A 24,799-nucleotide genomic window follows, 5' to 3' on the forward strand; every position below is an offset into this window, starting at 1 on the left:
GGAGGCTGCGCCAAGGGCGCGGCCTCCTATTCGCTGCTCAATACGGTACTCTCAGGTATGCCCTTCGCCTCCGGCGGCGGCTACCGCGAATAGGCGCCAGCCTGCGGTACATCCGCGGCCTGTTTTGCCTGACCGGTGCTTCAATGGGGCGGCTCGCCTCTTGGGTCGTCACGACTTTGCAGGCGCATATGCGATCGTAGAAGAGCTGTCCTTTCCACTCGGCGAACGGCAGGAGCCACCAGCCCATGATCGTGACTGTCCAGATGCCGTAGAGCCAAATCGTACTGATGTCTGAAGGCGTATATCCGTCGTGGAACATGGCAAGCAAGGCGTCGAAGTCTTGCGCCGGATAGGCCGGAAACAGAGAGATCGCGAATGCGGCGGCATTGAAAAGCAGGTTCGGGCTGAACTTCAGGATTTCGCGTTTCACCGCGGTGCCGAAGTCGGGGCTTTTGCCATCCACAGTCGTTACTTCGAGGAAGAAAACCGCCTTTCCGGCTGTGCGGCGGCCATTCGCAGAAAAACAGGCAAAAGTCAGCACGATCAGCATGGTGCTGGCTATGCCTGATATCAAATTGGAATAGGCAGGTATGGCTCTGGTGACCGGGTTGCCGTCTGCGTCCAGAGGGATGGTCAGCACTTGAGTTGGCGACACGTCGTCCCATGGTTCCATCAGAACTGTTGTCTGCAGGTATTGGTGCTTTCCGAACCCGAATTGGCGCAGTTCGCAGATTGCGGTGGTGCGAAATTCGTTCGGCTTCAACGGCCAACCTTCTTCGATTCGCTTGGCAAGCTGAGACGGCACCTCCGGGACGCACTCAATCGAACTCCAGCCGGGGAAGCGGAGGTTCGAGGGAAGGGCGGTTGAAATGTAATGAGTTGCTACAAGGATGACGGCTTGAAAGATGAGGATGTCGACGGCAAAGGCTACAAGGCGTTGCCAGAAGTGGCGTGAAGGCAAAGCAACGGGTTGCTGCATCGCAGCTGGATTGTCCATATGGTCCCCTGTCCATGCGGCGCTTTAAATCTGTCCAACAATAGATACGAATATCGGGGACTAAAACAATGTTTTGCCGGCGGCGATCCGCATTGCTTCGGTCGCCTGAGACGATCGGTCCGCATTCCGGGACTTGCCGTCGAACGAAGGCGTGCTAGGTAAAGCCCGCCGGTATCTCGCCGGATCGGATATTCTCTCCACAGCCGAGTTGCTTCATGTCATTTTCTCCCGCCGCCGTCTGGCCCGTCGTCATGCTGTTTGCCTCCAACATCTTCATGACCTTCGCCTGGTATGGGCACCTCAAGCACAAGGGCACGGCCATTTTCCTGGCCATCCTCGTCAGCTGGGGCATTGCCTTCTTCGAATATTGCTTGGCGGTGCCGGCGAACCGCATCGGCTCGGCGGTCTATACGACGGCGCAGCTGAAGACGATGCAGGAAGTGATCACGCTCCTCGTCTTCGCCGGCTTCTCGATCTTCTGGCTCGGCGAGGACCTGACGTGGAACCATGCCATCGGTTTCGCGCTCATCGCAATCGGAGCATCCTTCATTTTCCGGGCGTAAACCTTAGCTTTTTCAATAGATTACAAATCGTCCATGTCCGGAAAACGCCACATTTCCTACAGATTGGCGTCGCATTCGGCTGTCAGCCTCTCACCACCAAGTGATCAGGAGTTGACCGGCCATGAGCCTCTCTTTCCCGACGATGGCGGCGATCCGGTTCGGATATGGTTTCCGGCCGGGCGAGACGCCGCCACAGAACAAGGATGAGCTGATCGGGCAGGTCGGCAAGGGCGTGGAGGCGACGCCGGACTTTCCGCTCGGCGGCCCCGACATGCGCCACCGGGCGATCCTCAGCCTGCAGGAGCAGCTGAAGCAGATCCGTGAGGACGCCAAGACGGTGACCGACGATCCGGCGCGGCGCGAGATGCGCAAAGGCGTGCAGCGGCAGGCGCAGCAGCAGTTCCAGCATGATGCGAACCTCAGGCTGATGCAGGCGGTGCTCTCGCCCTACGGCTTTTACGAGCGGCTTTCGACCTTCTGGACCGATCATTTCTCCACCAGCGCCAACAAGAGCTTGCCGATGCGCCTCATCGTGCCGCTTTACGAGGCCGAGGCGATCCGGCCTTTCATAGCAGGCAGGTTCGGCGACCTGCTGCGCAACGCCACGGCCCATCCCGCCATGCTGATCTATCTCGACCAGGCGGATTCGCTCGGGCCGGATTCGGTCGGCGGCATGAAACGCAACAAGGGCCTGAACGAAAATCTCGGCCGCGAACTCTTGGAACTGCACACGCTCGGCGCCGGCAGCGGCTATACCCAGGCGGATGTGACGGCCGCCGCCATGGTGCTGACGGGGCTCACCATCGACCGCAAGGAGATGGACATCGCCTTCCGGCCGAATATATCGGAGCCCGGCACGCATGAGGTGCTCGGCGTCAGCTACGGCGGGCGCAATCGCTCGCGCGAGGATTATCTCGACATGCTCGACGATCTCGCCGTCCATCCGAAGACGGCGGCGCATATCAGCCGCAAGCTCGCGGTGCATTTCGTCTCCGACCAGCCCGACGAGGGCATGGTCTCCGACATGGCCGCGGCCTGGAAGAAGACAGATGGCGATCTCACCGCCGTTTACACCGCCATGCTCGACCATCCCGCCGCCTGGCAGAACGAAGGCTCCAAGGCCCGCCAGCCCTTCGACTATGTCGTCGCCGGTCTCAGGGCGCTGAATGCAGGGCCGGTCAACGGTGTCGTCGGCAGCTTCCTGGCGGCCAACCAGCAGGGCACCGATGAGGGCGACATGGCGGCGAATACACCAGGCATGGCGGGAGCGCCGGTGCAGACCGATCCCGCCGGCGAGGCGCGGGACAAGCGGCTCGAGGCCTTCCGGACGGCGCGGGCGCTGGGGCAGGGAGCGCTGAAGCGCATGGGCCAGCCGACCTGGCTGCCGCCAAGCCCGGCCGGTTTCGAGGAAGGTTTTTCCGCCTGGATCACCGGCAGCCAGCTCGCCGAGCGGCTGGCCTGGGCAAGGCGGGCCGCAGCGCAGTTCGGCCGCGACGAGGACCCGCGCGAGTTCCTGAAATCGACGCTTGCCGATGCGGCCCGCGACGAGACGATCCGCGTGGTGTCGCAGGCGCCGAACAAGATCAGCGGCCTGACACTGGTGCTGGCATCGCCCGAATTCAACCGCCGCTAGGAGATTGCCGTCATGAACCAGATCTCGCTTTCCCGCCGCGGCTTTCTGACCTCGGCCTGCTGTCTTGCCGCCGCGCCGATCTTCACGCCGGTCACCTTCGCGGCGATGCCTGGCGACAAGCGCTTCGTCACCATCGTGCTGCGCGGCGCGATGGACGGGCTGGATCTGGTGCAGCCCTATGGCGATGCCGGCTTTGCCGCGCTTCGGCCGACGCTGGCGCTGACGCCCGCGACCGGGCTGCTCGATCTCGACGGGCATTTCGGGCTCAATCCCGCCGCCGCTGATCTGATGCCGCTGTGGAAGAGCAAGGAGCTCGCCTTCGTGCATGCGGTGTCGACGCCTTATCGCGACCAGCGAAGCCATTTCGACGGGCAGGACATGCTGGAATCCGGCGGCGAGCATGTCGCCGAGGAAAAGACCGGCTGGCTGAACCGGGCGCTCGCCGTCATTCCGCGCTCGGATGCGCGCAAGGCGGTCGACGTCAACACCTCGACGGAGCTGATCCTTTCCGGGCCGAACGAAGTCGATGTCTGGGCGTCGGATTCCATTTTGGCGCCGGCGCGCGACGAGATGCAGTTCCTGGCGCGGCTCTATGCCGGCGATCCGCCCTTTGCCGCGGCACTTGCCGAGGCGACGCGGGCCGACACCGCCTCGATGATGGTTGAGCCGGACGGCCAGCGCGGCGCGAAGGTGACCGACGTGGCGGCGCTCGCGGCCAACATGCTGAAGGGCGATTACCGTATCGCCAGCTTTTCGATATCGGGCTGGGACACGCATATCGGCCAGGCCGGCCAGTTCAAGCGGCCGGCGCAGGATCTGGCTCAGGCGATCAATACGCTGAAGACGACGCTCGGGCCGGAGATCTGGGCAAAGACCGTGGTGCTCGCCATGACCGAATTCGGCCGCACCGTCCGCCAGAACGGCTCCGGCGGCACCGACCACGGCACCGGTGGCTGCGCGCTGCTCTCAGGCGGCGCCATCAACGGCGGCCGCATCCTCGGCAAGTGGCCAGGGCTCGGGGACGGGCAGTTGCTCGAGGATCGCGATTTGATGCCGACGGCCGATGTGCGGGAGCTGGCGGCGGCGATGCTCTACCGGCAGTTCGATGTCGGTGTGGATGATCTGACGGGGAAGATCTTCCCGGGGCTGGGGTTTGACAAGGGGTCGCAGTTTTTGAAGGTGTGAGTGGCAGCGATTTTCTTGCTCTTCTCAGGGACAGGCACTGTGCGGAGCGGCGGGGCGGCACGGCACACCGACCAGCCCTCATGGTGAGGAGGCCCGAAGGGCCGTCTCGAACCACGGGGGCGGGTGGCTTGGCGCCACGCCAGCCCTGGCATTTGGCGAAGCGGGTGGCCAGCCTCGTCCTTCGAGGCCCCTGCGGGGCGCCTCAGGATGAGGCTGGAGAGAGGTCGCGGGCTTGAGGCGCAGGTTTGTGGAGCAAGCCGCCGCCCGGCCCTTCGCTCGGGCTCAGGGTTCGGCCCTGCGATCGATCCACAGGATCGATCGCTCCCGCTTCACGGGATCGGGCCTCACTCCAACACATCATAAAGCCGAAAGATGAAGCTCACCTGATAGGCCAGGTTGGCGAGAATGAAGATCGTGTGGAAGCGGCGGTTGGGGGTCCAGGCGGCGATGGCGCAGAGCAGGATGTAGATGATGTTGCGGGCGGGGTATTCCCAGCCGAGGGAGAGGATGCGCTCCGGTCCCTTGATCGCGGTGTCGAGAATGTCGACGGCATAGATCAGGGCGAGGATGCCGAAGAACCATTTGCGCCTCGATATGAAATATTCCTCGTAGCCGCCATATTCGTCGAGAGTTGCGGGAAAGAGCAGGGCGCAGAGCAGGAAGAACAGGCTGCAGAAGCAGATGAGGAAGAGATAGATGCCGAAGCCGATGACGGGCACGGCCTGCAGGCGATATTCCCACCACCAGATGTGAATGATGAAGAGAAACAGGGAGAGCGCCCAGCCGAGGTGGATGGGATAGACCTTCGCCTTGGCGGGATGCTGGACGATGCCGGCGACGCCGGTCAGGAGCCTCGCAAGCGAGAGGCTGATGACCATGCCCATCACCACCTTGATGTGAAGGAAGACCTCCTGCGAGCTGACCGTTTCCATCCCTGTCCCTCGGGTTTCGAGCGTGTTACTCGGTGGGGACAACCTTCGGCTTGCCCTCTTCGTCGAGCGCCACCATGATGAAGGTGCCGGCAGTGACCTTTTCCATCTTGGCGTAACGCGAGCGATGCGCCCAGGCTTCGACGATCAGCGTGATCGAGGTGCGGCCGACGCGCTCGACATCGGTATAGACCGAGAGCGTATCGCCGATCTTGACCGGCAGTTCGAAGGCCATTTCCTTGACGGCGGCGGTGACGACGCGGCCCTTGGCGCGCTCGGCGGCGCGGATGCCGGATGCAAGGTCCATCTGCGCCATGACCCAGCCGCCGAAGATATCGCCGGCAGGATTGGCATCTCCCGGCATGGCGAGCGTGCGCAGCGTCAGTTCGCCTCTCGGCTTGGCGGCATCGGTCATCAAGGGCTCTCCAGTTGGTGCGGGGCGATTCACGGCAAATACCCTAGTGCATGATGACGAGACGTGTCAGTGGTTTTTCGAAGTCACGTCGTCACGTCCAGTTCGGTGGGTGCCAGGTTATAGACCAAGCGCAGCGGTCAAAAATTGTCTTTGACTTTTTAAGGGGCACAAAGCCAGGTTCGCGAGGTCAAGGTGATACGGAGTGATGATGCTCTCAGACATAGTCGGCTACATACTTCTCTTCGGAACCGCAGTTGGGGTGGTTGTGTTTTGTCTTCGTGCCATCTGGACAGGCCATTTGCCGATGAAGAGTTATTTCGGGTCACCCCCGGATTTGTACCGGAGTGAACGTCCGATTCAATTCTGGTTCGTCATAGGGATGTACTTATTCGGGACCTTCGGTGCATGTGTAGTCCTGCTCAGGCACATATTAGGCATCTGAAATAAGGGTATGCCTTCGAAAACATCAGAGCCAGCGTGACAGCATAGACGCAAGATAATTGCCGATGTTCATGTTTCGCGCGTTTTCAGCTGGCTGTATTTTTGCACTCTGCGCCTCCCCTTACGTTAATTAAGTGAATTCTAAATAAGCTTTACGCTCCAGTAATTCCGGTCGTGCAGTATGGCGCCGATATCTCATAAGAATCGCCGGGAACCCCATGCGCAACGTCAAGATTTCCACCCGCCTTTACTGCCTCGTCGGCTTCACGCTTGCCGTGCTCACGGCGACGATGGTCTTCTTTCTGAACTACTCTTACTCCGAGCTGGAAGCGGAGCGGAAGGCGGGGCTGGCGCAGCTCGATGCGACGGCGCTCGGCATCTTCGACAAATATTACAAGATGGAGCAGGCGGGCACGATGACCCGCGAGCAGGCGCAGACGGCCGCCAAGGACGTCATCGGCGCCATGCGCTACGGCGCAGACGGCTATTTCTGGATCAACGACATGCATCCCAAGATGGTGATGCACCCGATCAAGCCGGCGCTGAACGGCACCGATATCTCGCAGATGAAGGATCCGAACGGCAAGTTCCTGTTCGTCGAGTTCGTCAACAAGGTGAAGAAGGACGGCAAGGGCTTCGTCGATTATTACTGGCCGAAGCCGGGCGCCGATGAGCCGGTGCTGAAATATTCCTATGTCGCCGGCTTCGAGCCCTGGGGCTGGATCGTCGGCACCGGCGTCTATGGCGACGACCTTGCCGCGCTCTATCGCCAGAATGCGATGTGGGCCGCCGTGGTTTGCCTGATCGGCGCGCTGGCGACAATCGCGATCGCCTTCGCCATCGTGCGCAGCGTGACGGCGCCGATCGCGCGGCTGAAGACGGCGATGAATGCGATCGCCGCCGAAGAGGCATCGGTGGAGATTGCCGGCAGCGAGTGCCGCGACGAAGTGGGCCAGATGGCCAAGGTGCTGCTGGTGCTGCGCGATTCCGTCGATGAGCGCAGCGCTCTGCGCGGCCGGGAAGACGAGCGGCAGCGGCAGATCGAGGAAGAGCGCCGCGGCAACGAGGCGAGCCTGCGTTCGGCTTCCGAACGCCAGACCCAGGCGATGCAGGCGCTCGGCGTCGGCCTGGAGAAGCTCGCAGGCGGCGACCTGACGGTGTCGATCGGCGATATTGGCGAGGACTACGCCAAGCTCAGGGGCGACTTCAACGCCGCGGTCGATGCGCTGAACGGCGTCATCCATGCGATCGCCGAATCGAGCCGCGTCGTCAACGACAGCGCGTCCGATATCAGCGAGGCGACCGGCAATCTGTCGAAGCGCACGGAACAGCAGGCGGCGGCGCTCGAAGAGACGGCGGCGGCACTCGACGAGATCACCGCGACGGTCAAGACCGCATCCGAGCGGGCGAACGAGGCGCGCGAAATGGTGGCCGAGACCAAGGCGAGCGCCGGGCGCTCCGGCGATATCGTCCGCAACGCCGTGACCGCGATGGGCCGGATCGAGGAATCCTCGAGCCGCATCAACCAGATCATCTCCGTCATCGACGAGATCGCCTTCCAGACCAACCTTCTGGCGCTGAACGCCGGCGTTGAGGCGGCGCGGGCAGGCGAGGCGGGCCGCGGCTTTGCCGTGGTCGCCCAGGAAGTACGCGAACTCGCGCAGCGTTCCGCCAATGCGGCCAAGGAGATCAAGACACTGATCAGCAGTTCGGCGACGGAAGTCGAGGGCGGGGTCGCGCTGGTGCGCTCGACGGGTGACGCGCTGCTGGAGATCGAGGCGCTGGTCAATCAGGTCAACGATCACGTCGCCTCGATCGCGACGGCGGCGCGCGAGCAGGCGACCGGCCTGAACGAGATCAACAGCTCCGTCAATCACATGGACCAGATGACGCAGCAGAATGCGGCGATGGTCGAGGAGACGACGGCGGCAAGCCGCACGCTCGCCGACGAAAGCACGCAGCTGAAGACACTGCTCGCAAACTTCCGCCTGCGCGAGGCCGGGCGGCAGGCCGAGGCCAGATACACACGGGCCGCGTGACGATCTGCACCCAATCGTAATGCCTGGAAAAGAGCCGTCCCCGACGGCTCTTTTTCGTTTCTTGCGGATGACGGGCTGATTTTGCTCGTCTCGACTGTTTCACGGCTCTCCGCGGGCGACATAATTTGTTGACTTTGACATTCAAGGATTATAGGCGCCTCGCTATTTCCGATCGTTCTCAAGTTTTACCTTATGACCGCAGTCGACCTCATGTCCGTGATCGCTCGCGCAGAAGAGCGGCCGGCGCTTATGTTTGCCGATGGACATGCGCTTTCCTATGCGGAGCTCGACAGCCGGATGCAGCGTTTTGCCGATCGGCTGGGCGGTGGAAAGCGGCTCGTGGCAATTGCCGCCGATCTCTCGGAGCATGTGATCGTCGCCTATCTCGGCGCGCTGCGGGCCGGGCATGCGGTCGCAATGCTGCCGCCCTGCGATGAGCGGCTGTGGGATGATTTCCGAGACGCCTTCCAGCCGGATTTCACCTATCGGCAAGTGGATCAGCGGTGGCGTCTCGTTGCGGAAAATGAGCCGGATGCCGTCGGGCCGCCGCTGCATCCCGACCTTGCATTGCTGCTGATGACATCCGGCACGTCGGGCGCGGCAAAGGCGGTCCGCCTGTCTTATGCCAATCTCGATTCCAATGCGCGTGCGATTGCAGCCTATCTGAAGCTCTCGCCGAGCGATCGCACCGCGCTTGTGCTGCCGCTTCACTATTCCTACGGCCTGTCGGTCCTTCACTCGCATCTGGTCGCCGGAGGCAGCATTTTCCTTCCCGGCATGTCCGTGATGGACAGCGCATTCGCGAGGGCCATCGGTGAGAACGGCTGCACCAATCTGTCCGGCGTTCCCTATTCCTACGAGCTCATGGAAAAAGCGGGCTTCCGCTCGGCAATGCCGGATGGCCTGCGCTTCATGACGGTCGCGGGCGGGCGGCTTGGTCCCGATCTCATCCGCCTCTACCGCGATCATATGCATGCAAGCGGAGGCCAGTTCTTCGTCATGTATGGGCAGACCGAGGCGACGGCTCGCATCGCCTTCATTCCGCCGGACTGTCTCTCCGACAATGAGGAGCGCATCGGCATCGCCATTCCCGGCGGCTCCCTCGATCTCGTCGATAACGAGGGAAGGCGCGTCGTCGACGCCGGTGTTACCGGGGAGCTGGTCTATCGCGGCCCGAATGTGATGATGGGCTATGGCGAGCGGCGCGCCGATCTTGCGCGCGGCGCCGAGGTCCATGAACTGCGAACCGGCGATGTCGGCATGCGCTGCGAAGACGGCCTTTTCCGCATTGTTGGGCGCAAGGCCCGCTTCGCCAAGATCGCCGGTCTCAGGATCGGCTTCGACATCATGGAGCAGGCGCTGGCGCGCCACGACATTGCTGCGGCGGTGCTGGGCGACGATGCGAGGCTCCAGGTCTATGTCGACGATGCGGCGCTGGCTGAAAAGGCGAGGCACATCCTTGTCGAAGCCAGCCGGCTTCCGGCCAATCTCATCTCCGTTTCCGTCCGGCAAAACCTTCCCCGGCTTGGCTCGGGCAAGATCGATTACGCCAGGCTTGCCGAAGAGATGCTGGAAACCCGCTCCCGGCGCCAGTCCGAGGCGCATAGCCTTATCGAGGCCTTCGCCGCGGTTTTCTACCCGGTTCCCGTCGGGCGCAATGACAGTTTCGTCTCGCTCGGCGGCGATTCCCTTCGCTTCCTGCAACTGACCTTGGAGCTCGACCGGCTCGGCCTCGTCCTGCCCGAAGGCTGGGAGCGTATGCGGCTTGCGGAGCTCGGCGCTCGCCCGGAAATATCGCGGCCTCCGGCGAGAGGCGAGGCGGTGTCCGTGCCGTCCGATCTGATGCTGCGGGCAATCGCCATAATGATGGTGGTCATCCATCACCAGATGCTGTGGCCCATTCCAGGCGGATCGGGCGTCATGATGCTGCTCGTCGGTTTCAGCCTGGCGCGCTTCCAGTCCGACCATCTTCTCGCTGGCCGGTTCCATCACATGCTGCGGTCGGCGGGAAACGTCCTCATCCCTTATTTTCTGATCGTCGCGGCTTACGCATTCGTCTGGCGGACGATGCCCTGGGCTTCGCTGACGCTCACCGGCAATTTCGGCTATGCCGAGCCGGAGCGCCACGAAATGATCCCTTATCTCTACTGGTTCATCGAGGCTTATGCGCAGACGCTGCTGGTCTTTTCGCTAATCTTCGCAATACCTTTCGTGCGCAGCTTCGCGGTGAAGCGGCTTTTTGCTTTCTCGCTTGCGCTTCTGGGGCTCGCGATCGCCGCGCGCTTTTCAATGCCGCTCCTCGTCGGTGAGGGCAAGCGGCAGATATTCACGCTCTATTGGGTATTCCATATTTGCGTTTTCGGTTGGTGCGCCGGCCTTGCCGACACTCGTGCAAAGAGGCTTGCCGTTGCCGCCATGGCGATCGCGATGCTGGGTTATCTGGGCTTCGGCGAGTCCCTTTGGATCGGCACGACGATGAAATATATGAGCATCCTGGCCGCGCTCCTCGTGCTGCTCTATAAGCCGCATCTTCGCCTGCCGGCGGCATTGAGCCGATTTGTCACGGTGATTGCCGCATCCGCTTTTCCGATCTATCTCCTGCATCGTTTCGTACCGGAGCTGTTGATGACGCCGGCATTCGATGGGCTTGCATCACCGGCCTTCGATTTCGTCGCGATTGCAGGCGGTGTCGCTGTCGGGGTCTCGGCCAATCGGGCAATATCCCGGCTCGGAAGCCTGTCCTGGATTCTGACGGCGCGGCGTTGGCTGGCGGCCTGATCGGGCGGCCTCGTCTGTTGCTGAGCCACCGATAATTCAAAGAATGCGGCGTCTTCGCCGCAGCGGGATCATGCATTTCATCCTGTGCTTGCGCCGAGTCAAAGTTGCATCTGGCGCCGATCCCGGAGCCGCGAGAGCGGCTTTTTTCGTTTCCGTCGCCTTCAGATTGTGCCGGTAAGTTTTCATTCACCGTTTTTAATTAAAATTGGACCGAGTTTTTTCGGTCACTGCACTGCCGGCCTGCGGAAGCGATAAGAGTATGGCGTTTGTTTCCTTTCCTCGGCGTTCCCTTTTGCCCGTGCTGCTTTCGGTGGCGCTGACGACCTGTTCGATCAGCGACGGGCTGGTGCCACCTGCCAATGTCGACAGCGGCACAAGGGTTAGTTCGATCTCGCCGGCGCGGGGCGCGGCGCGTATGGCGCCGGCGGTGCGCATGGCGCCCGTGGAGAGCCAAGCCTCCTATCCCGTTTCCAGCGCGCCTGTCGGCAATAGCCAGAGTTCCGTCGATTATCTCGATACGCCGAACCTTGCCGGCACCGGTCACGCCGCCTCCGCGCAGCCGGCAGCGCGTGGGCGCCGGCTGCCGATGATCGACAGCGACGAGGCGATGGCGGCAGGCCAGCAGACCGGGAACTGGGGCGGTACGCAGAACCTTGCGATCCCTTCCGGCGGCGTCAACATGGATGACGAGCTTGGGGCCGAGCCGGTCGTCGGCCTGGCGCAGGAGCAACAGCAGCAGATCGCCGAGGGCAATGCCACCCAGCCGGTCGTCGACGGCATCGGCACCGATAGTCCGACCCAGCTGAACCAGCCAGAGCGGCAGATCGTGCCGCAGCCGGCGGCGCAAGCTGAGATGAGCCGGGCGCCGACCTGGAGCGACGGCAGCCCCATTGTGGCGCCGACCCGCGTTCCCGAAGAGGACGAGGCCGAGGAAGTCGCGATGCTGCGGCCGAACAATCCGATGATGAGCGAGCCGGCCGCACCTGTCGATCCCAGCGTCATGCCGGCCTCCGAGCTTGCCTGCCGGCGCGAGCTGAAGCGCATGGGCGTGCTCTTCGACGAGAAGCCGCCGATCTCGCAGGGGCCGGCCTGCCAGGTGCCTTATCCGGTGTCGCTGAAAGGGCTTTCCGGCAATATCGGCGTCAAGCCGGCGGTGACGCTGAACTGCCAGGTGACGCTAGCGTTTGCCAAATGGGTGAAGAACGAGTTGGCCCCATCGGCCCGCTACCGCTACTGGAGCGGCATCCGGACGATCCAGCCGCTCGGCGGCTATTCCTGCCGGCGCATGAACAACAGCCGGCAGCGATACAATCCGATGTCGGAACATGCCCGCGGCAATGCCATCGACGTCGGCACGTTCGTGCTGAAGAACGGCCATGCGATCGACGTGCGCAAGAAGGGCCTGTTCTCCCTCCGCGAAGGCCGGCTTCTGAAAGCGGTGCGCAGCGACAGCTGCCGTTATTTCAACACCGTGCTCGGGCCGGGCAGCAACCCGGAGCATTGGAACCACTTCCACTTCGATCTGCGCTCCCGCAAGAGCGGCAAGGTTTATTGCAACTGACTGGGTTGCGGGAGCGATCCGGCCAAGCCCTTTGAAAAAGGGTTCATCCCGGCCGCCGGGCGCGCTATAGAAGGGCGAGGCGGATTGCCGTTGGAGAGTTTTACGCGTGTCGTTATCGCAAAACCGCGCACGCTTTGGCGAGTTTGATCCATGAGCTATGAATTCCACGTCGGCCAGAAGGTCGTCTGCATCAACGATACCTTCAAGCATGTCAGCATCGATCAGCTCATCCGCAAGGGCGAGATCTATACGATCCGCTGGGTGGGCGAATACACGCATTATGTCGACGGCACCTTCATCGGCGTGAAGCTTGCGGAAATCCATCGCGGCAATGATGATGGGCCGGAAGGTTATGGCGCGGCCGACATGCCCTATCGCGCGACGCGCTTCCGCCCGCTGGTCAAGGACAAGATCGCCTCGCTGCGCAAGCTTCTGGCGCCGACACCGGATGCGCCGGTGGAGCCCAAGGAAAAGACCAGGAAGAAAGAAAAGGTCTGAGCATCGCTCCGCGGCTGCGGCCGGCAGGCGCAGGTAAAACCGGCTGCGAATACATCCGGAAATTCATTGGATCGGTGTAAAAACATAAGTAAAGTTTGCACGGCACAAGCTTGTTGAATTTCCCCAGAGGTTAAGACAGAGTGCCGGCCGGCTGAACTTGGCGCCTCCTTTTGTTGCGTATCGCACATTCCGTTTCACGCGAACGACATCCCTTGTGGTGACTTAGACGCAAAATGACTTTCATTCTGAAGACTTTCGGCAGCTTGCAGCTCGTTGACCGGAGCGGAAATCCGGTCGCCTTTCCCGAGAAGGGCCTTCTGCTTCTCGCCTATCTGTTCACCGCCGATCAGGGGGCGGCGGACCGGTCGACGCTCGCCCGTTTCCTCTGGGGCGAAGCTGACAAGAGCGCCTCGCTTTCGACGCTGCGCAAGGTGATTTCGCGGATCAACGCCCGCCAGGCCGAGCTTGGCGTGAACCTGCTTGCGCTGCAGGCCAATCTGGTTTCGTTGAACCGGGAGACCCTGTCGTCCGATCTGCTGCTGCCCGGCCAGGGGGAGGATGCCGAACCGCTTGTTCGGCTGGAGCATGTCGTGAAGCTGATGAACCAGCCCTTTCTCGGGCCGGTCAACTGCCATAGCCGCGAGTTTCAGCGCTGGCTGGCGGAACGCGAAAGCTGCCATGTCGAGCTTCTCGGAAATACGCTGAGAGCGGCATCCGGGTTGGCGCGGTCGCGACGGGAATCCGAGCTCCTGCGGAAGGCCGCGGTCATCCTGTTTCGGACGGAGCCGAAGGATCCGGATACGCTGCAGATGCTCATCCCGATCTTCCAGGCGGAGGAAGAGGTCGAGCACCTTCGCGATCATTTCGAGAAGCGGCAGAATTCCATTCTGCGGGGGATCGCCGTGCTCGACGGTGCCGATGGCGGTGACGGACGCTCTTCCCGTCCCGCGCCGGCATCTGCCAGAGAAGGACACGAAGCCGCTCTTTCCCTGGAGGCCGAGAGGATCCGGCTCGAAATCCCACGCCTGGTGCTGCTTCCGCCGAAGAGCCAGTCGATCCGGCCCGAGGCCGGTTTCCTCGCCGCCTCGCTGGTGGAAGACATCACCATCGGTTTCTGCGCTTTCAACAGCCTGCAGGTCATAGCGCCCTATTCGGCAGTCCTGATCGGCCATCACACCGAAACGCAGAAGGCCTTCTTCGAACGCCAGAAGGTCAATTACATCCTCGATACCAGGATCAGCAATGCGGGCGACGAGGTGACCTTGTTCGCCCAGCTGATCTTTTTCGACCAGAACCAGATCGTCTGGGCCGAGAGGTTCAGTCTCGATCACATGGAGTTGCTGAAGGACAGGCGAGCCGTCGCCCGGCAGATCGCGCTTTCGGTGTCGAGCGAAATCGAACGCCATGAAGCGTTGCGCGAGGATCTCAATCCGGTCGCCTATCATCGCTACCTCGTCGGCAGGCGGCATCTGGCGCGGCTGACCCTTCCGAATCTGAGGCGGGCGCGCAAGGAAATGAAGGCCGCGCTCAGCGTCAGCCCCGATTTCGCGCCTGCGCTGAGCTCGATGGCGCGGACCTATTCCAAGGAGTGGCTGCTGACCGCTCGAGGCGATATCGAGCTGCTGAAGACGGCGGAAACCTCCTCGAGGCAGGCGATCGAGAAGCGGTCCGACTTCGCCGACGGCTATCGCGAATTTGGCGTGGCCAAGCTGCTGCAAGGGGCCTTCGACGAAAGCGCCGAGGCGATGGAAGTGGCGGAAAACCTCGCGCCGCATTATGCCGACGTGATTGCCGACTATGCGGATACTTTGGTGCACTGCTCGCTTCCGGCCATGGCGCTCAGAAAAATCGAGCGGGCGATCGAGCTGAACCCGCTTGCTCCGGATACCTATTTCTGGACCGCGGCGGGCGCGAACTACGCCCTTGGCGAATTCGAATCTTCACTGGATTACATCGGGCAGATGGCGGACTCCAGCCTGGCGGACAGGCTGTCGGCCGCAAGCTGCGCGATGTTGGGCCGCCACGACAAGGCGCGGGTTTTCGTGCGCAGGTTTCGCGAAGCCAATCCGGACTTCGATGTGGATAAGTGGCTGTCGGCAGTTCCGAGTAAAGAGCAATGGCATAAAGATCTTTATCGCGAAGGTCTGAAGAAAGCTGGATTTTAAGTATCAATCAATAGAAGGGGCAAAGCATGGCTAGAGTGGTTGTCATCAGTATTGAAGGTGAAGATAATCTTTGGGTGGCGGATCTCGACGCCAAGACCGTACAGCCTCTCGCTGCGCCGAAATCCGGCGGCCTGCAAACGATCGCCAATCTCCGCGCCACCGGCGCAGTCGTGACCAAGGGCGTCAATGTTGCCGTGGTCGTGAAGTCGGCGGAGGCAGCGCTTTCGGGTCATTACGACGGCTGAACGCATAATCTAAGCTGAGGATACTCGACGGCAAGCCGGTCAGGGCTGCCGTCGAGAGCTGGAAGGGCCGAACTTCAGGCCTGTACTCCGGACACGCTATTTCGCACCGGCTTGCTCTCCATTCGGAGCCGCCGAGCCCGTATCGTTGCCACCTATTTCTACCATCTATGGCCGTTCTACCCTCGACGTCTTGACATTTAACAACGAACATGTTCGTTAAGAACACGTTCGTGGTGGAGTGGAAACATATGGGGCGACAACCCAGGAGCCGGCGGGAAAGGCCGAGCAAGCCAGCCTTGAGCCGGGAAGGGGTCGTTGAAGCAGCGCTCGCGCTTTTCCACGAGGAGGGGCTTGCGAAGGTAACGATGCGGCGCGTGGCGGCCGCGCTCGATACCGGCCCCGCCTCGCTCTACGTCTATATCAGCGACACGGAGGATCTTCATGCCGAGATCCTCGACGCGCTGCTTGCCGGCGTCGTCGCGCCTCCTTTGCCGGCGGACTGGCGCGGACGGCTGAAGGGCACGCTTCGCAGCTACATGTCGGTGCTTTTCGATCATCCCGAACTGGCGCGCATGGCGATGTCGACCATGCCGAGCGGGGCGAACTACCTCGCGCTGGTGGAAAAGATCCTGGTGCTGCTGAAGGAGGGCGGCGTGCCGGATGCCGAGGCGGCTTGGGCGGTCGACCTGCTCCTGCTTTACGCCACGGCCCAGGCCGCCGAGAAGGCAGCCTGGAAAGCCTCGCCACGCTCGCCGTCGGAATTCTCGTCGCTGAGCGCGGCGATCGAAGCGGCTGATGCCGGGATCCTGCCGAACATCGTGCGGCTCGGCGACGATCTGCTTTCAGGCGGCGGCCACCGGCTGGATTGGGGTTTCGATGTGCTGATCAACGGCATTCTGATGACACGACGCGCGGAGACGAAAGCATGATCACCATTCTTGGAGCCGGCCTCGGCGGGCTGGTGCTCGCCCGTATCCTTCATATCAGCGGGATGGATGTGCGCATCTTCGAAAGCGACGCCTCCGCCGACGCGCGCCATCAGGGCGGCATGCTCGACATGCATGTCGAGACCGGGCAGGCGGCGCTGAGAGCCGCCGGCCTTTACGAGACATTCCGCAGGATCGTCCTGGAGGATGGTGATGCGTTCCGCGTTCTCGACAAGACGGGCAGGCTGCATCTTGCCGAGGACGGCAACGATCTTCGCCCTGAAGTCGAGCGCGGCCAGTTGCGGGCCATGCTGATCGCCGCGCTGCCGGAGGGCATCATTCGGTGGGGGCATCGCGCCACCGAAGTCGCCGCCGCGGCGGATGGCGGCTATATCGTCACCTTCGCGAACGGGCTCTCGGTAAGAACGGATGTGCTGATCGGCGCCGACGGCGCCTGGTCGAAGGTGCGGCCGCTTCTGACCGATATCCAGCCCGTCTATACCGGCCTGTCCTTCGCGGAAGCGCGTTTGACGGAGGTTTCCTCCCGGTTTCCCGAGCAGGGTGAAATCGTCGGAAAAGGGACGGTGATGGCGCTTTCCGAGCGCAAAGGCATTCTCGCGCACCGAGAGCCCGGCGATCTGATCTGCAGTTACGCCGCTTTCGAGGCGCCGGCCGAATGGTCGAGTGAGGTCATGTCGAAGCCCGGCGGCTTGCTCGAAGACGTGTTGACGCGCTTCTGTGACTGGGACCAGTCGCTTGTCGGTCTCATCGCCAAGAGCGAGGCGCCGCTGATCGCAAGACCGCTCTTTGCCCTGCCGGTGGGCCACCGCTGGGTCCGCAGGCCGGGCATCACGCTGATCGGCGATGCCGCCCATCTTATGTCTCCTTTTGCCGGCGAGGGCGCCAATCTGGCCATGCGCGACGGGGCGGACCTGGCGCAGGCGATCCTTGCCCACGACGATATCGAAACGGCGCTCGCCGCTTATGAAGCCATGATGTTTCCGCGCAGCGAAACTGCCGCGGCGGAGTCGTCCGCTGGTCTGGACATGTGTTTCAACGATCGCACGCCCGGCCCGGTCGTCGAGTTCTTCCTCGGCATGCAGCCCGGCACGGCGGCGTCGATGGGCGCCGGCTCGTCCGCCGGCTGACGTGTGACGCGTGATTGTGCCGCCGTTCGGCCTGTGCGACAGTCGGCGCCGTGACACGCCGAGGAGGGGCCGGTGCGGAGGATTTCGGCAGTTCCGGCGCTTTGCGCCACCTTGCTCATGCATATTGCGGCAGCGGGAGCGGCGGCTGCCGATCCGCTCGTTTTCACCTATCATGGCTGACAGGTCGATCTGACCAATGCCAGGGGCGCCGAGCCCGACAAGGAGATGGTCGCGGCCGTCAAGCGGCAGCTCGACATCGTCGAGCATGTCAATCTGAAGCCCGATGTTCTTGTCTTCATGCGCGGGATTCCGATCTGGGCGAACCCCGCCGCTGCCGCTTTCGGCCCCGGCCATTACAGCAGCAAGACCGGCATCGACCTGCGCGTCAGGAGCCTCGACCCGGACAAGCCGATCATCCTGCACGAGGTTCTGCACGCTTATCACGACAGGATGCTCCCCGGCGGGTTCGGCAATGGCGATGTCAGGCAATTCTTCAACAACGGTCGCGGGCTCTGGCCGGGTGATGCGTACATGATGAGCAACGACCGGGAATTCTTCGCGGTCACGGCGAGCGTCTATCTCTATGGCGATATCGGCCGGCCGCCTTATTCGCGCAGGCAGTTGCGGGAGAAGCAGCCGAAATATTATCAGTGGCTCGCCACCTTGTTCGACGACGGCCGGCCGCGCTCCTAAGCAGCTTGCTCAGGCGTAAGGCGTTCCCGCCATCGCCGCTTTGATGCCGATCGTGCCCTGATCGACGAGGGCGAGGAAGGCGGCTCTCGCTTCCTTAGGATTGCGATCGCGCCGGAAGGTCTTGTGCGCCTCGATGAAGGCTACGCTCCATATCGAAAGCAGCATGCCGGCGGCGAGATGGGCGGCGGGATCGTCCGTTCCTCGGCCCGTGCATTCCGCCAGCCCGGCCGCGACGACGCCGGCGAGTTCGTCGCGGATCGCTCTCGCCCGCGCCTTGAGGGTCTCGCTGCGTTCGACCGTCTCGATGAACTCCTGGCTTCCAGCAGAGAATTGAACGAAAGGCGCCTGCTCCTCGACGAGGCGGTGGGCAAGCCGGCGCAGCGTCTCGATCGGCGAGATGGCGGGGTCGCGCTGGCGCAAGGCCTCGCGCAGTATCTCGCGGCCTTCCTCGTCGCGATCGAAGAACATGTCCTCCTTGCGGGGGAAGTGGTTGAACACCGTCATCCGCCCGACATCGGCCGCAGCGGCGATCTCATCGACCGTCACGTGTTCGAAGCCGCGCTCGCGGAAGAGACGGTCGGCAGCCAGGGTGATGGCGCGCCGGGTGGCGAGGCGCTTGCGGGTGCGCAGGTCTGATGGTGTGGACATGGCGTCACCGATAGCAGGGATTTTATACTCAGTACACATTTATGTTGACTTCGTGGCTTCCTGGCGCATTAGTGTACTCGGTACATATTTAATCTCGGTCTACATTTTCCGCAAGCGCGCGGCACGCACCGAAGGAAGCCCCAATGAATAAGCCCCTCATCGCTATCTTCACCGCCATCGGCCTCGATGCCGCGGGCATGGGCCTGATCTTCCCCATCCTGCCGCGGCTGCTCCAGGAGGTGACCCATGCCGGCAATGTCGCTGCCTATATCGGGATCATGACTGCGCTCTATGCGCTGATGCAGTTCGTCTTCGCGCCGGTGCTCGGCGCCTTGAGCGACAATCTCGGCAGGCGCCCCGTGCTGCTGATTTCGCTCGGCGGCGCGGCGATCAATTATCTCGTCATGACCTTTGCGCCTCAGCTCTGGATGCTGCTGCTCGGCCGCGCCATCGCCGGCCTGGCCAGCGCCAACGTCTCGGTGGCCATGGCTTACATCACCGACATCTCGGCGGAGGATAAGCGAGCCCGCCCCTTCGGCCTGTTCAACGCGACCTTCGGCATCGGCTTCATCGTCGGGCCGGTGCTCGGCGGGCTGCTCGGCGACCAGTGGCTGCGGCTGCCATTCATCGCCGCTGCCGTGCTGAATGCCTGCAATCTCCTGCTGGCCTTCTTCATTCTGCCGGAGTCCCGCACGCCGGCGCGCGAGAAGATCGAGCTCGCCGCGCTTAACCCGCTTCGGCCGTTCAGCAGGGTTCTGTCGATGAAGGGGCTCCTGCCGGTCATCCTGGTGTTTTTCATCCTGAGCGCCACCGGCGAGGCTTACGGCACCTGCTGGGCCCTGTGGGGTTTCGACACGTTCCAATGGAATGGCCTCTGGATCGGCCTTTCGCTCGGCGCATTCGGCATCTGCCAGACGCTGGTGCAGGCGCTCTTGCCAGGCCCGGCCAGCAAACGGCTGGGCGAACGCGGTGCCGTCGTCGTCGGGATCGCCTGCGCCTGCATCGCTCTCGTCGCCATGGCCTTCGCGAGGGAAGGCTGGATCGTCTTCGCCATCATGCCGGTCTTCGCGCTTGGCGGCATCGGCACACCGGCATTCCAGGCGCTCGCCACCCGGCAGGTCGAAGCCGCCCTCCAGGGGCAGTTGCAGGGCGTGCTGACCTCGGCCGTGAGCCTGGCCTCGATCATCGGCCCGCTCGCCTTCTCGACATTCTACATCGCCGTTCAGAAAGCGTGGCCGGGCGCCGTCTGGCTCTCCGTCGTCGCCATCTACATCGTCGCGGTTCCGCTGGTCCTCCTGGGAACCCGGACCGGCCGTTCTGTGGCACCCGCGAGCGCATAAAGGCGAGCCTCGGCATTCGGTTGATGTAAATCGCATCCGATTTAATCGGAATGGTGTTGACATCGAAATCGGCCCGGCGTATTAGAGCGCATCCGATTTAATCGGATACGTTATAAACGACAAAACCGAAAGGAAATGACAATGACCGAGAAGCTTCTTTTCACTGGCAAGACCCACATCGCCGGCGGCCGCGAAGGCTATGCACGCAGCAGCGACGGCACGCTCGACATCAAGCTGCCGCAGCCGCACCCGGCTGCCGAAAACCTGTTCGGCGCCGCCTGGTCGGCCTGCTATCTCGGTGCCATTGAGCTCGCCGCCTCGCAGCGGAAGATCAAGCTGCCGGCCGGTCCCGAGGTCGATGCCGAGATCACCCTCAACGCCGATGGCGGCTCCTTCTTCCTGCGCGCACGCTTCGACGTCAGCCTTCCCGGTATCGAGCGCGGCGTCGCCGAGGAACTGATCGAGGCAGCGCACGGGATCTGCCCTTACTCCAAGGCGACGCACGGCAATATCGGCGTCGAGACTCGTCTCGTCTAAACGGACGTGCCTGAAAGCGGGGTCTGCCGATCGGCGGCAGACCCGTTTCCGCGCCAGCATCCATCGAAACGCCACCGATCCGGAGAATATGCCATGACCCACAGCCATGCAGAGCCGCACCGGGCCTATGACGAGTTTTCGCTTTTGCTCGATCCCGATGTCTACGAGCCGCTGCCTGATGATTGGCTGATCGGGCTCACCGATGTCGTCAGCTCGACGGCGGCAATCGGGCAGGGGCGTTGCGAAGATGTCAATTATGCTGGCGCTGCGATCATCGCGGCACTCGGCAATGCCTGGGGCTCCTTCGATTTTCCCTTCGTGTTTCGTGGCGACGGCGCGGCTTTTGCGCTGCCGCCGCATGGCCTCATGGCCGCGACCTCGGCATTGCGGCAGGTCGCGAGTTTTGCCAGGACCGACCTCGACCTGACCCTGCGTGTCGGGCTGCTCACCGTCCGCGAAATCCGCGCTGCCGGGCGTGACGTGAAGATCGCCCGCTACGCCGCCTCCGAAAAGGCAACCTATGCGATGTCTGCAGGCGGCGGGCTCAAATGGGCGGAGCAGCAGATCAGGAACGGCCGCTATCTCGTCAAGCCCGGGCGCTACCCGTCGCGGCCCGACCTGACCGGCCTCAGCTGCGACTGGGCGCCGTTTCCGAGCCGGCAGGGCGAGATCCTGTCGCTGCTGGTCGAACCGCGCGATCATACGAGCCCGGAAGTTTTCGCCGCGCTGGCCAGGCGCGTGCTTGCGGTTTTCGATGCCGCGCCGCGCCGGTCCTATCCGATTTCGGCAGAGAATGCGGTCCCGAGGGACAGTGCGAAGCCGGTCAGTGCGACAGCTTGGTCGGAGGTCGCTTCCAATTCGGACTTTCGCAAGTTCGACGACGGTCTGCGCCTGACGCTGGACTGCACGCCCGAACAGATCGACAGCGTCGAAGCCATTCTCACGGCGGCGAGGGCGCGCGGCGAAATCGACTTCGGCCTGCACCGCCAGTCGCACGCGCTGATGACCTGCCTCGTCCCCTCCGGCCGCCCGGATTCGCACCTGCATTTCCTCGACGGCATGGGCGGCGGTTATGCGAGAGCGGCGGAGATGATGGAGGAGGGGGCGCTTGTGGAGGTCGTGCGGCCGCTTGCGCTGTAGGGCTGGGAGGAAAGGCGCTGCCCTCTCTTTCGTCATGCTCGGGCTTCTCCCAGGCATCTGCGGCTCCATTCGTTGCTAAGGTTTCGATCCTCGGCACAAGGCCACCGCTGTCCGGTTCGCACCGATGGATGCCCCTCACCCTAACCCTCTCCCCGTAAACGGGGCGAGGGGACGTGCCATGCGAGACGTGGGCGTGGGACGGAGAGGTCGCGGCACAGTCCCTTCGCCCCGTTTACGGGGAGAAGGTGGCGGCAGCCGGATGAGGGGCTATTCCGCCGATCTCTGTGTTGCGATCGCGATTTCGGGCATGTCACCGAGCATCGACATACGCCTTTAACCTCATTTTCCCGGTTCGGCCTGCGCCCGCAGCAGGTTGTCGCGCAGCCGCGCCACGGATTCTTGCACGACCGGGAATTCATCGCCGAGGCCGATGGCGTCGGTCAGGGCGGAGCCGGGGTCGGTTTCGACAAGATCGCGGCCGGCCGGCGTCAGGCTGACGCGCACCTGCCGTTCATCGGCAGGATCGCGATGGCGGGTGATAAGGCCGGAGGCTTCCAGCTTCTTGAGAATGGGCGTCAGCGTGTTGGATTCGAGGAACAGCTTTTCCCCCAGCGTGCTGACCGTCTGGTCATCCTCTTCGGAGAGCGCCACCAGGGCGATATATTGGGTGTAGGTCAGGCCGAGCGCGTCCAGGAGCGGCTTGTAAGCGCGGCCGAAGGCGAGGTTGGCCGAATAGATCGCGAAGCACAGGAAATTCGAAAGCTTGCGGGGTGCGGGCGCATCGGACTGTTTTGCGGTTTTAGACGTGGGCATCGGCCTATCCTGTCCGGATATTCAAGGATGGCCCTATATATATCGCATCCGATTAAATCGCAATATCTCTTTCCGTGCTAGCTGCTCCGGGGCATTCCCACTTCTATGTCAACATCGCATGATTAAAACTTGCGCTCAGTAACAAAAGTTCATTTGAAATAGCGGATAAAATTCCTATAATCGTATTCGGTAGGAACGCCGAACCATCCCGATGCAATAGCATCTTATCCGGGGTATGGCTGCGCAGATGCAGCCTGCAAGCGCCGGACGAAACGGGACTCGGGGCCTACCACCTAGGTTTTCGGAAGTCATAATCATAGTGTAGGAATATTTTCTTTTGCTCCTCACTTATATCGACTTCCCAACATGGCGTCGGCTGTAAGACCACGCTGTAATCACGGCGCTCGCCATCAGGTCCAAGAGCCATACGGTTTTCAAGGGCGATGGCATACTTGGGCTCACAGGGGCCGGTGTCCAAATTGTCGACGGCCTGATAAAATGCGCTAGCCACTACATCAGCAAGCTGAAGCCCTGCTCGTTGATAATGCGGATAATTCTCGACGAGCTTAAAGCTCATAACTTCCCACCTTGGAACTCTCTTCGTAAGAACCATGCGACCGCCTCGAGACTGCATCTTCAGTAACTCGTGATAAGCCGCCGTCTGGCTGTAGGAGTGGCCGCCAGACTGTGAAAAAATAAACTTAACGTGCCTCCGTTCTAAGCGTCGGCGATTTGCATACCGGAAGCACCAATCTGTTACACGTTCGATTAGTAGTCGTACTAACCAGTTATAGAACCACTGTTTTGAGCCAGCTTTTTCAGCTCGCTCATTTTTGTAACCCCGCATATTCTTTTTGTTAGACGCTACTACAAATAATCTCACTGGAAGTACGTTGAGTTCGGAGCAGACGGTTAGTTTTTGATCTGCGGTAAGATCCTTGAAATGAATAATTTGCGTGTTGGAATTTTCAATTTTTCGATTGATGTCGGCAACCCACTGCACCAAATTCGTATCGCGCTCTCGTCGAATAACGACGGCCGAAATAGTCATCCACTCTGTGCTACCGGTTGCATCAATTGGCCTGACTCTCTTGAGCCCAGGGTCACCAGATTCGTCAATATACGCTACAAATTCAAAATCCGGTTCACCCAAACGTACGCCCTCAAAGACCGCCATCACCCGGTAACGACCAGAGAATCAACTCTAAGTGAAAGTTTTACCGCGTCATAGATATACTTTTAGGTTTGGTGGGGATTGCGTCAGCGAATCCATCTGATGGTTACAAAAATGCTTGGGCGACAAATGGCTGTTCGTCGCCCTCTACCACCGCCCCTAGCCGAATTTCTCCGTCGCATCTGCCTTGCCGAACACCCAGTAGCCGGATGCCTTCATCCAACTCAGGGGATAGCCCCGGGCCGTCAGCATATGGTTGCGGATGTTGCGTGTCACAGCGGCTTCCGCGGCGATCCAGACGAAGGTTTCGGGCTTTATATCAACCGTGCTCAACAGTTTCAGCAGCGCTGCGGCGTCCGTTGCCTGCGATAGCGGCCGGTGTGCCCAGCGGATATCGAGTTCGGCGCGGCTGTCGAAGGTCTGCTCTTCCAAGGGGCCGGTGACTGCAGCGATCGTCGTGATGACGGTTCCTGCGTTGCTTTCCTCGATCCGGCGGCCGATCGCCGGCAGCGCCGTTTCGTCGCCGATAAGCAGCCAGCGCTTGACGTTCGCGGAAATGACGGCCGAGCCGCGCGGTCCGCCGATCTCGAGCCTGTCGCCGGGGCGGGCGCCGAGCGCCCATTGCGTCACCGGGCCTGCTTCGTGCAGGGCAAAATCGATGGTGAGCCTGCGTTCGGCATTGTCATAGCGGCGCGGCGTGTAGTCCCGGCGCTCTTCGCCCTCGGCCGTGGGAATGAAGATCTTGATGTGGTCGTCGGGCGCGAGGCTGATGAAATCGGCAAGCTCATCGCCGCGCAGGATGATGCGGCGCATGCCGGGGGTGATGTCGGTGATGGTTTCGACGGTCAGCGAGCGCCGGCGCGTGTCGTGGCGGATCCGTTCGATGCCGGGAGCCGATGAAGCCTGTTCGTGGAAGTGTTTGGTGTCCATG

The 24,799-nt window shown here is 62.0% G+C and carries 21 protein-coding genes and 1 pseudogene; 15 read left to right on the top strand and 7 right to left on the bottom strand.

Annotated features, from left to right (window positions below):
• Window positions 1–37: 37 nt before the first annotated feature.
• On the bottom strand, window positions 38–997 hold the full coding sequence (locus ATY76_RS04900; RefSeq protein WP_088673601.1) for an RDD family protein: 960 nt from the start codon (window positions 995–997) through the stop codon (window positions 38–40).
• Between the two features lie 215 nt (window positions 998–1,212).
• On the opposite strand from ATY76_RS04900, the gene ATY76_RS04905 reads away from it, so the two are divergent.
• From ATY76_RS04905 to ATY76_RS04915, 3 genes are all read left to right on the top strand, one after another.
• Window positions 1,213–1,560, top strand: coding sequence for a DMT family protein (locus tag ATY76_RS04905; protein ID WP_088673602.1), 348 nt, complete (start codon window positions 1,213–1,215; stop codon window positions 1,558–1,560).
• A 121-nt stretch (window positions 1,561–1,681) separates the two neighbouring features.
• Window positions 1,682–3,193: a DUF1800 domain-containing protein gene (locus ATY76_RS04910; RefSeq protein ID WP_088673603.1), complete on the top strand. Its 1,512-nt coding sequence runs from the start codon at window positions 1,682–1,684 to the stop codon at window positions 3,191–3,193.
• A 12-nt stretch (window positions 3,194–3,205) separates the two neighbouring features.
• Window positions 3,206–4,378 (top strand): DUF1501 domain-containing protein, encoded by a 1,173-nt coding sequence (locus ATY76_RS04915; RefSeq protein ID WP_088673604.1) that lies wholly within the window; start codon window positions 3,206–3,208, stop codon window positions 4,376–4,378.
• Window positions 4,379–4,722: 344 nt separating this feature from the next.
• On the opposite strand, the gene ATY76_RS04920 is transcribed toward ATY76_RS04915, so the two are convergent.
• Window positions 4,723–5,310: a hypothetical protein gene (locus tag ATY76_RS04920; protein ID WP_088673605.1), complete on the bottom strand. Its 588-nt coding sequence runs from the start codon at window positions 5,308–5,310 to the stop codon at window positions 4,723–4,725.
• A 25-nt stretch (window positions 5,311–5,335) separates the two neighbouring features.
• Window positions 5,336–5,722: an acyl-CoA thioesterase gene (locus tag ATY76_RS04925; protein ID WP_088673606.1), complete on the bottom strand. Its 387-nt coding sequence runs from the start codon at window positions 5,720–5,722 to the stop codon at window positions 5,336–5,338.
• A 659-nt stretch (window positions 5,723–6,381) separates the two neighbouring features.
• On the opposite strand from ATY76_RS04925, the gene ATY76_RS04935 reads away from it, so the two are divergent.
• The 9 genes and pseudogenes from ATY76_RS04935 to ATY76_RS04975 all read left to right on the top strand — a co-directional run bounded on the left by ATY76_RS04935 (window position 6,382) and on the right by ATY76_RS04975 (window position 18,216).
• The gene (locus ATY76_RS04935) at window positions 6,382–8,202 is read left to right on the top strand and encodes a methyl-accepting chemotaxis protein (protein WP_088673608.1); all 1,821 of its coding nucleotides are present in this window, start codon (window positions 6,382–6,384) and stop codon (window positions 8,200–8,202) included.
• A gap of 210 nt (window positions 8,203–8,412) precedes the next feature.
• Window positions 8,413–10,980 carry an AMP-binding protein gene (locus ATY76_RS04940; protein WP_245309702.1) on the top strand — a complete coding sequence of 856 codons (2,568 nt, stop codon included), beginning with the start codon at window positions 8,413–8,415 and terminating at the stop codon, window positions 10,978–10,980.
• A gap of 259 nt (window positions 10,981–11,239) precedes the next feature.
• Entirely contained in the window at window positions 11,240–12,541 is a 1,302-nt protein-coding gene (locus tag ATY76_RS04945) for an extensin family protein (protein ID WP_088673610.1), read from the top strand.
• A gap of 150 nt (window positions 12,542–12,691) precedes the next feature.
• The gene (locus ATY76_RS04950) at window positions 12,692–13,039 is read left to right on the top strand and encodes a hypothetical protein (protein WP_008535048.1); all 348 of its coding nucleotides are present in this window, start codon (window positions 12,692–12,694) and stop codon (window positions 13,037–13,039) included.
• A gap of 233 nt (window positions 13,040–13,272) precedes the next feature.
• Window positions 13,273–15,204: a hypothetical protein gene (locus tag ATY76_RS04955; RefSeq protein ID WP_088673611.1), complete on the top strand. Its 1,932-nt coding sequence runs from the start codon at window positions 13,273–13,275 to the stop codon at window positions 15,202–15,204.
• 26 nt (window positions 15,205–15,230) lie between these two features.
• The gene (locus ATY76_RS04960) at window positions 15,231–15,449 is read left to right on the top strand and encodes a hypothetical protein (RefSeq protein WP_088673612.1); all 219 of its coding nucleotides are present in this window, start codon (window positions 15,231–15,233) and stop codon (window positions 15,447–15,449) included.
• 296 nt (window positions 15,450–15,745) lie between these two features.
• Complete coding sequence (locus ATY76_RS04965; protein WP_088673613.1) at window positions 15,746–16,378, top strand: TetR/AcrR family transcriptional regulator; 633 nt, start codon at window positions 15,746–15,748, stop codon at window positions 16,376–16,378.
• The gene (locus tag ATY76_RS04970) at window positions 16,375–17,523 is read left to right on the top strand and encodes an NAD(P)/FAD-dependent oxidoreductase (RefSeq protein WP_088673614.1); all 1,149 of its coding nucleotides are present in this window, start codon (window positions 16,375–16,377) and stop codon (window positions 17,521–17,523) included. The genes ATY76_RS04965 and ATY76_RS04970 overlap by 4 nt, the downstream gene beginning before the upstream one ends.
• A gap of 72 nt (window positions 17,524–17,595) precedes the next feature.
• A pseudogene (locus ATY76_RS04975) lies at window positions 17,596–18,216 on the top strand (hypothetical protein).
• 9 nt (window positions 18,217–18,225) lie between these two features.
• Here ATY76_RS04975 and ATY76_RS04980 read toward each other — a convergent pair.
• Window positions 18,226–18,864 (bottom strand): TetR/AcrR family transcriptional regulator, encoded by a 639-nt coding sequence (locus ATY76_RS04980; RefSeq protein WP_088673615.1) that lies wholly within the window; start codon window positions 18,862–18,864, stop codon window positions 18,226–18,228.
• 143 nt (window positions 18,865–19,007) lie between these two features.
• Between ATY76_RS04980 and ATY76_RS04985 the strand changes: the two genes are divergently transcribed.
• The 3 genes from ATY76_RS04985 to ATY76_RS04995 all read left to right on the top strand — a co-directional run bounded on the left by ATY76_RS04985 (window position 19,008) and on the right by ATY76_RS04995 (window position 21,881).
• Window positions 19,008–20,204: a TCR/Tet family MFS transporter gene (locus ATY76_RS04985; protein WP_088673616.1), complete on the top strand. Its 1,197-nt coding sequence runs from the start codon at window positions 19,008–19,010 to the stop codon at window positions 20,202–20,204.
• Between the two features lie 141 nt (window positions 20,205–20,345).
• The gene (locus ATY76_RS04990; RefSeq protein ID WP_088673617.1) at window positions 20,346–20,741 is read left to right on the top strand and encodes an Ohr family peroxiredoxin; all 396 of its coding nucleotides are present in this window, start codon (window positions 20,346–20,348) and stop codon (window positions 20,739–20,741) included.
• A 93-nt stretch (window positions 20,742–20,834) separates the two neighbouring features.
• Window positions 20,835–21,881, top strand: coding sequence for a DUF3095 family protein (locus tag ATY76_RS04995; protein ID WP_088673618.1), 1,047 nt, complete (start codon window positions 20,835–20,837; stop codon window positions 21,879–21,881).
• Window positions 21,882–22,220: 339 nt separating this feature from the next.
• Here ATY76_RS04995 and ATY76_RS05000 read toward each other — a convergent pair whose 3' ends face one another.
• From ATY76_RS05000 to ATY76_RS05010, 3 genes are all read right to left on the bottom strand, one after another.
• On the bottom strand, window positions 22,221–22,694 hold the full coding sequence (locus ATY76_RS05000) for a MarR family transcriptional regulator (protein WP_088673619.1): 474 nt from the start codon (window positions 22,692–22,694) through the stop codon (window positions 22,221–22,223).
• A gap of 286 nt (window positions 22,695–22,980) precedes the next feature.
• Window positions 22,981–23,871 (bottom strand): DUF3800 domain-containing protein, encoded by an 891-nt coding sequence (locus ATY76_RS05005; RefSeq protein WP_088673620.1) that lies wholly within the window; start codon window positions 23,869–23,871, stop codon window positions 22,981–22,983.
• Window positions 23,872–24,027: 156 nt separating this feature from the next.
• Entirely contained in the window at window positions 24,028–24,798 is a 771-nt protein-coding gene (locus ATY76_RS05010) for a siderophore-interacting protein (RefSeq protein WP_088673621.1), read from the bottom strand.
• Between the last annotated feature and the right edge of the window lies 1 nt (window position 24,799).

The organism is Rhizobium sp. R339 (assembly GCF_002211395.1).
Classification (GTDB): domain Bacteria; phylum Pseudomonadota; class Alphaproteobacteria; order Rhizobiales; family Rhizobiaceae; genus Rhizobium.

Bases quoted from the DNA above. Each gene is read 5' to 3' on its own strand.
- ATY76_RS04985 (WP_088673616.1), top strand. From the start codon at position 19,008: ATGAATAAGCCCCTCATCGCTATCTTCACCGCCATCGGCCTCGATGCC.
- ATY76_RS04915 (WP_088673604.1), top strand. From the start codon at position 3,206: ATGAACCAGATCTCGCTTTCCCGCCGCGGCTTTCTGACCTCGGCCTGC.
- ATY76_RS05010 (WP_088673621.1), bottom strand. From the start codon at position 24,798: ATGGACACCAAACACTTCCACGAACAGGCTTCATCGGCTCCCGGCATC.
- ATY76_RS04995 (WP_088673618.1), top strand. From the start codon at position 20,835: ATGACCCACAGCCATGCAGAGCCGCACCGGGCCTATGACGAGTTTTCG.
- ATY76_RS04960 (WP_088673612.1), top strand. From the start codon at position 15,231: ATGGCTAGAGTGGTTGTCATCAGTATTGAAGGTGAAGATAATCTTTGG.
- ATY76_RS04940 (WP_245309702.1), top strand. From the start codon at position 8,413: ATGTCCGTGATCGCTCGCGCAGAAGAGCGGCCGGCGCTTATGTTTGCC.
- ATY76_RS04900 (WP_088673601.1), bottom strand. From the start codon at position 997: ATGGACAATCCAGCTGCGATGCAGCAACCCGTTGCTTTGCCTTCACGC.
- ATY76_RS04905 (WP_088673602.1), top strand. From the start codon at position 1,213: ATGTCATTTTCTCCCGCCGCCGTCTGGCCCGTCGTCATGCTGTTTGCC.
- ATY76_RS04990 (WP_088673617.1), top strand. From the start codon at position 20,346: ATGACCGAGAAGCTTCTTTTCACTGGCAAGACCCACATCGCCGGCGGC.
- ATY76_RS05000 (WP_088673619.1), bottom strand. From the start codon at position 22,694: ATGCCCACGTCTAAAACCGCAAAACAGTCCGATGCGCCCGCACCCCGC.
- ATY76_RS04970 (WP_088673614.1), top strand. From the start codon at position 16,375: ATGATCACCATTCTTGGAGCCGGCCTCGGCGGGCTGGTGCTCGCCCGT.
- ATY76_RS04920 (WP_088673605.1), bottom strand. From the start codon at position 5,310: ATGGAAACGGTCAGCTCGCAGGAGGTCTTCCTTCACATCAAGGTGGTG.
- ATY76_RS04950 (WP_008535048.1), top strand. From the start codon at position 12,692: ATGAGCTATGAATTCCACGTCGGCCAGAAGGTCGTCTGCATCAACGAT.
- ATY76_RS04935 (WP_088673608.1), top strand. From the start codon at position 6,382: ATGCGCAACGTCAAGATTTCCACCCGCCTTTACTGCCTCGTCGGCTTC.
- ATY76_RS04955 (WP_088673611.1), top strand. From the start codon at position 13,273: ATGACTTTCATTCTGAAGACTTTCGGCAGCTTGCAGCTCGTTGACCGG.
- ATY76_RS04925 (WP_088673606.1), bottom strand. From the start codon at position 5,722: ATGACCGATGCCGCCAAGCCGAGAGGCGAACTGACGCTGCGCACGCTC.
- ATY76_RS04910 (WP_088673603.1), top strand. From the start codon at position 1,682: ATGAGCCTCTCTTTCCCGACGATGGCGGCGATCCGGTTCGGATATGGT.
- ATY76_RS04980 (WP_088673615.1), bottom strand. From the start codon at position 18,864: ATGTCCACACCATCAGACCTGCGCACCCGCAAGCGCCTCGCCACCCGG.
- ATY76_RS05005 (WP_088673620.1), bottom strand. From the start codon at position 23,871: ATGGCGGTCTTTGAGGGCGTACGTTTGGGTGAACCGGATTTTGAATTT.
- ATY76_RS04945 (WP_088673610.1), top strand. From the start codon at position 11,240: ATGGCGTTTGTTTCCTTTCCTCGGCGTTCCCTTTTGCCCGTGCTGCTT.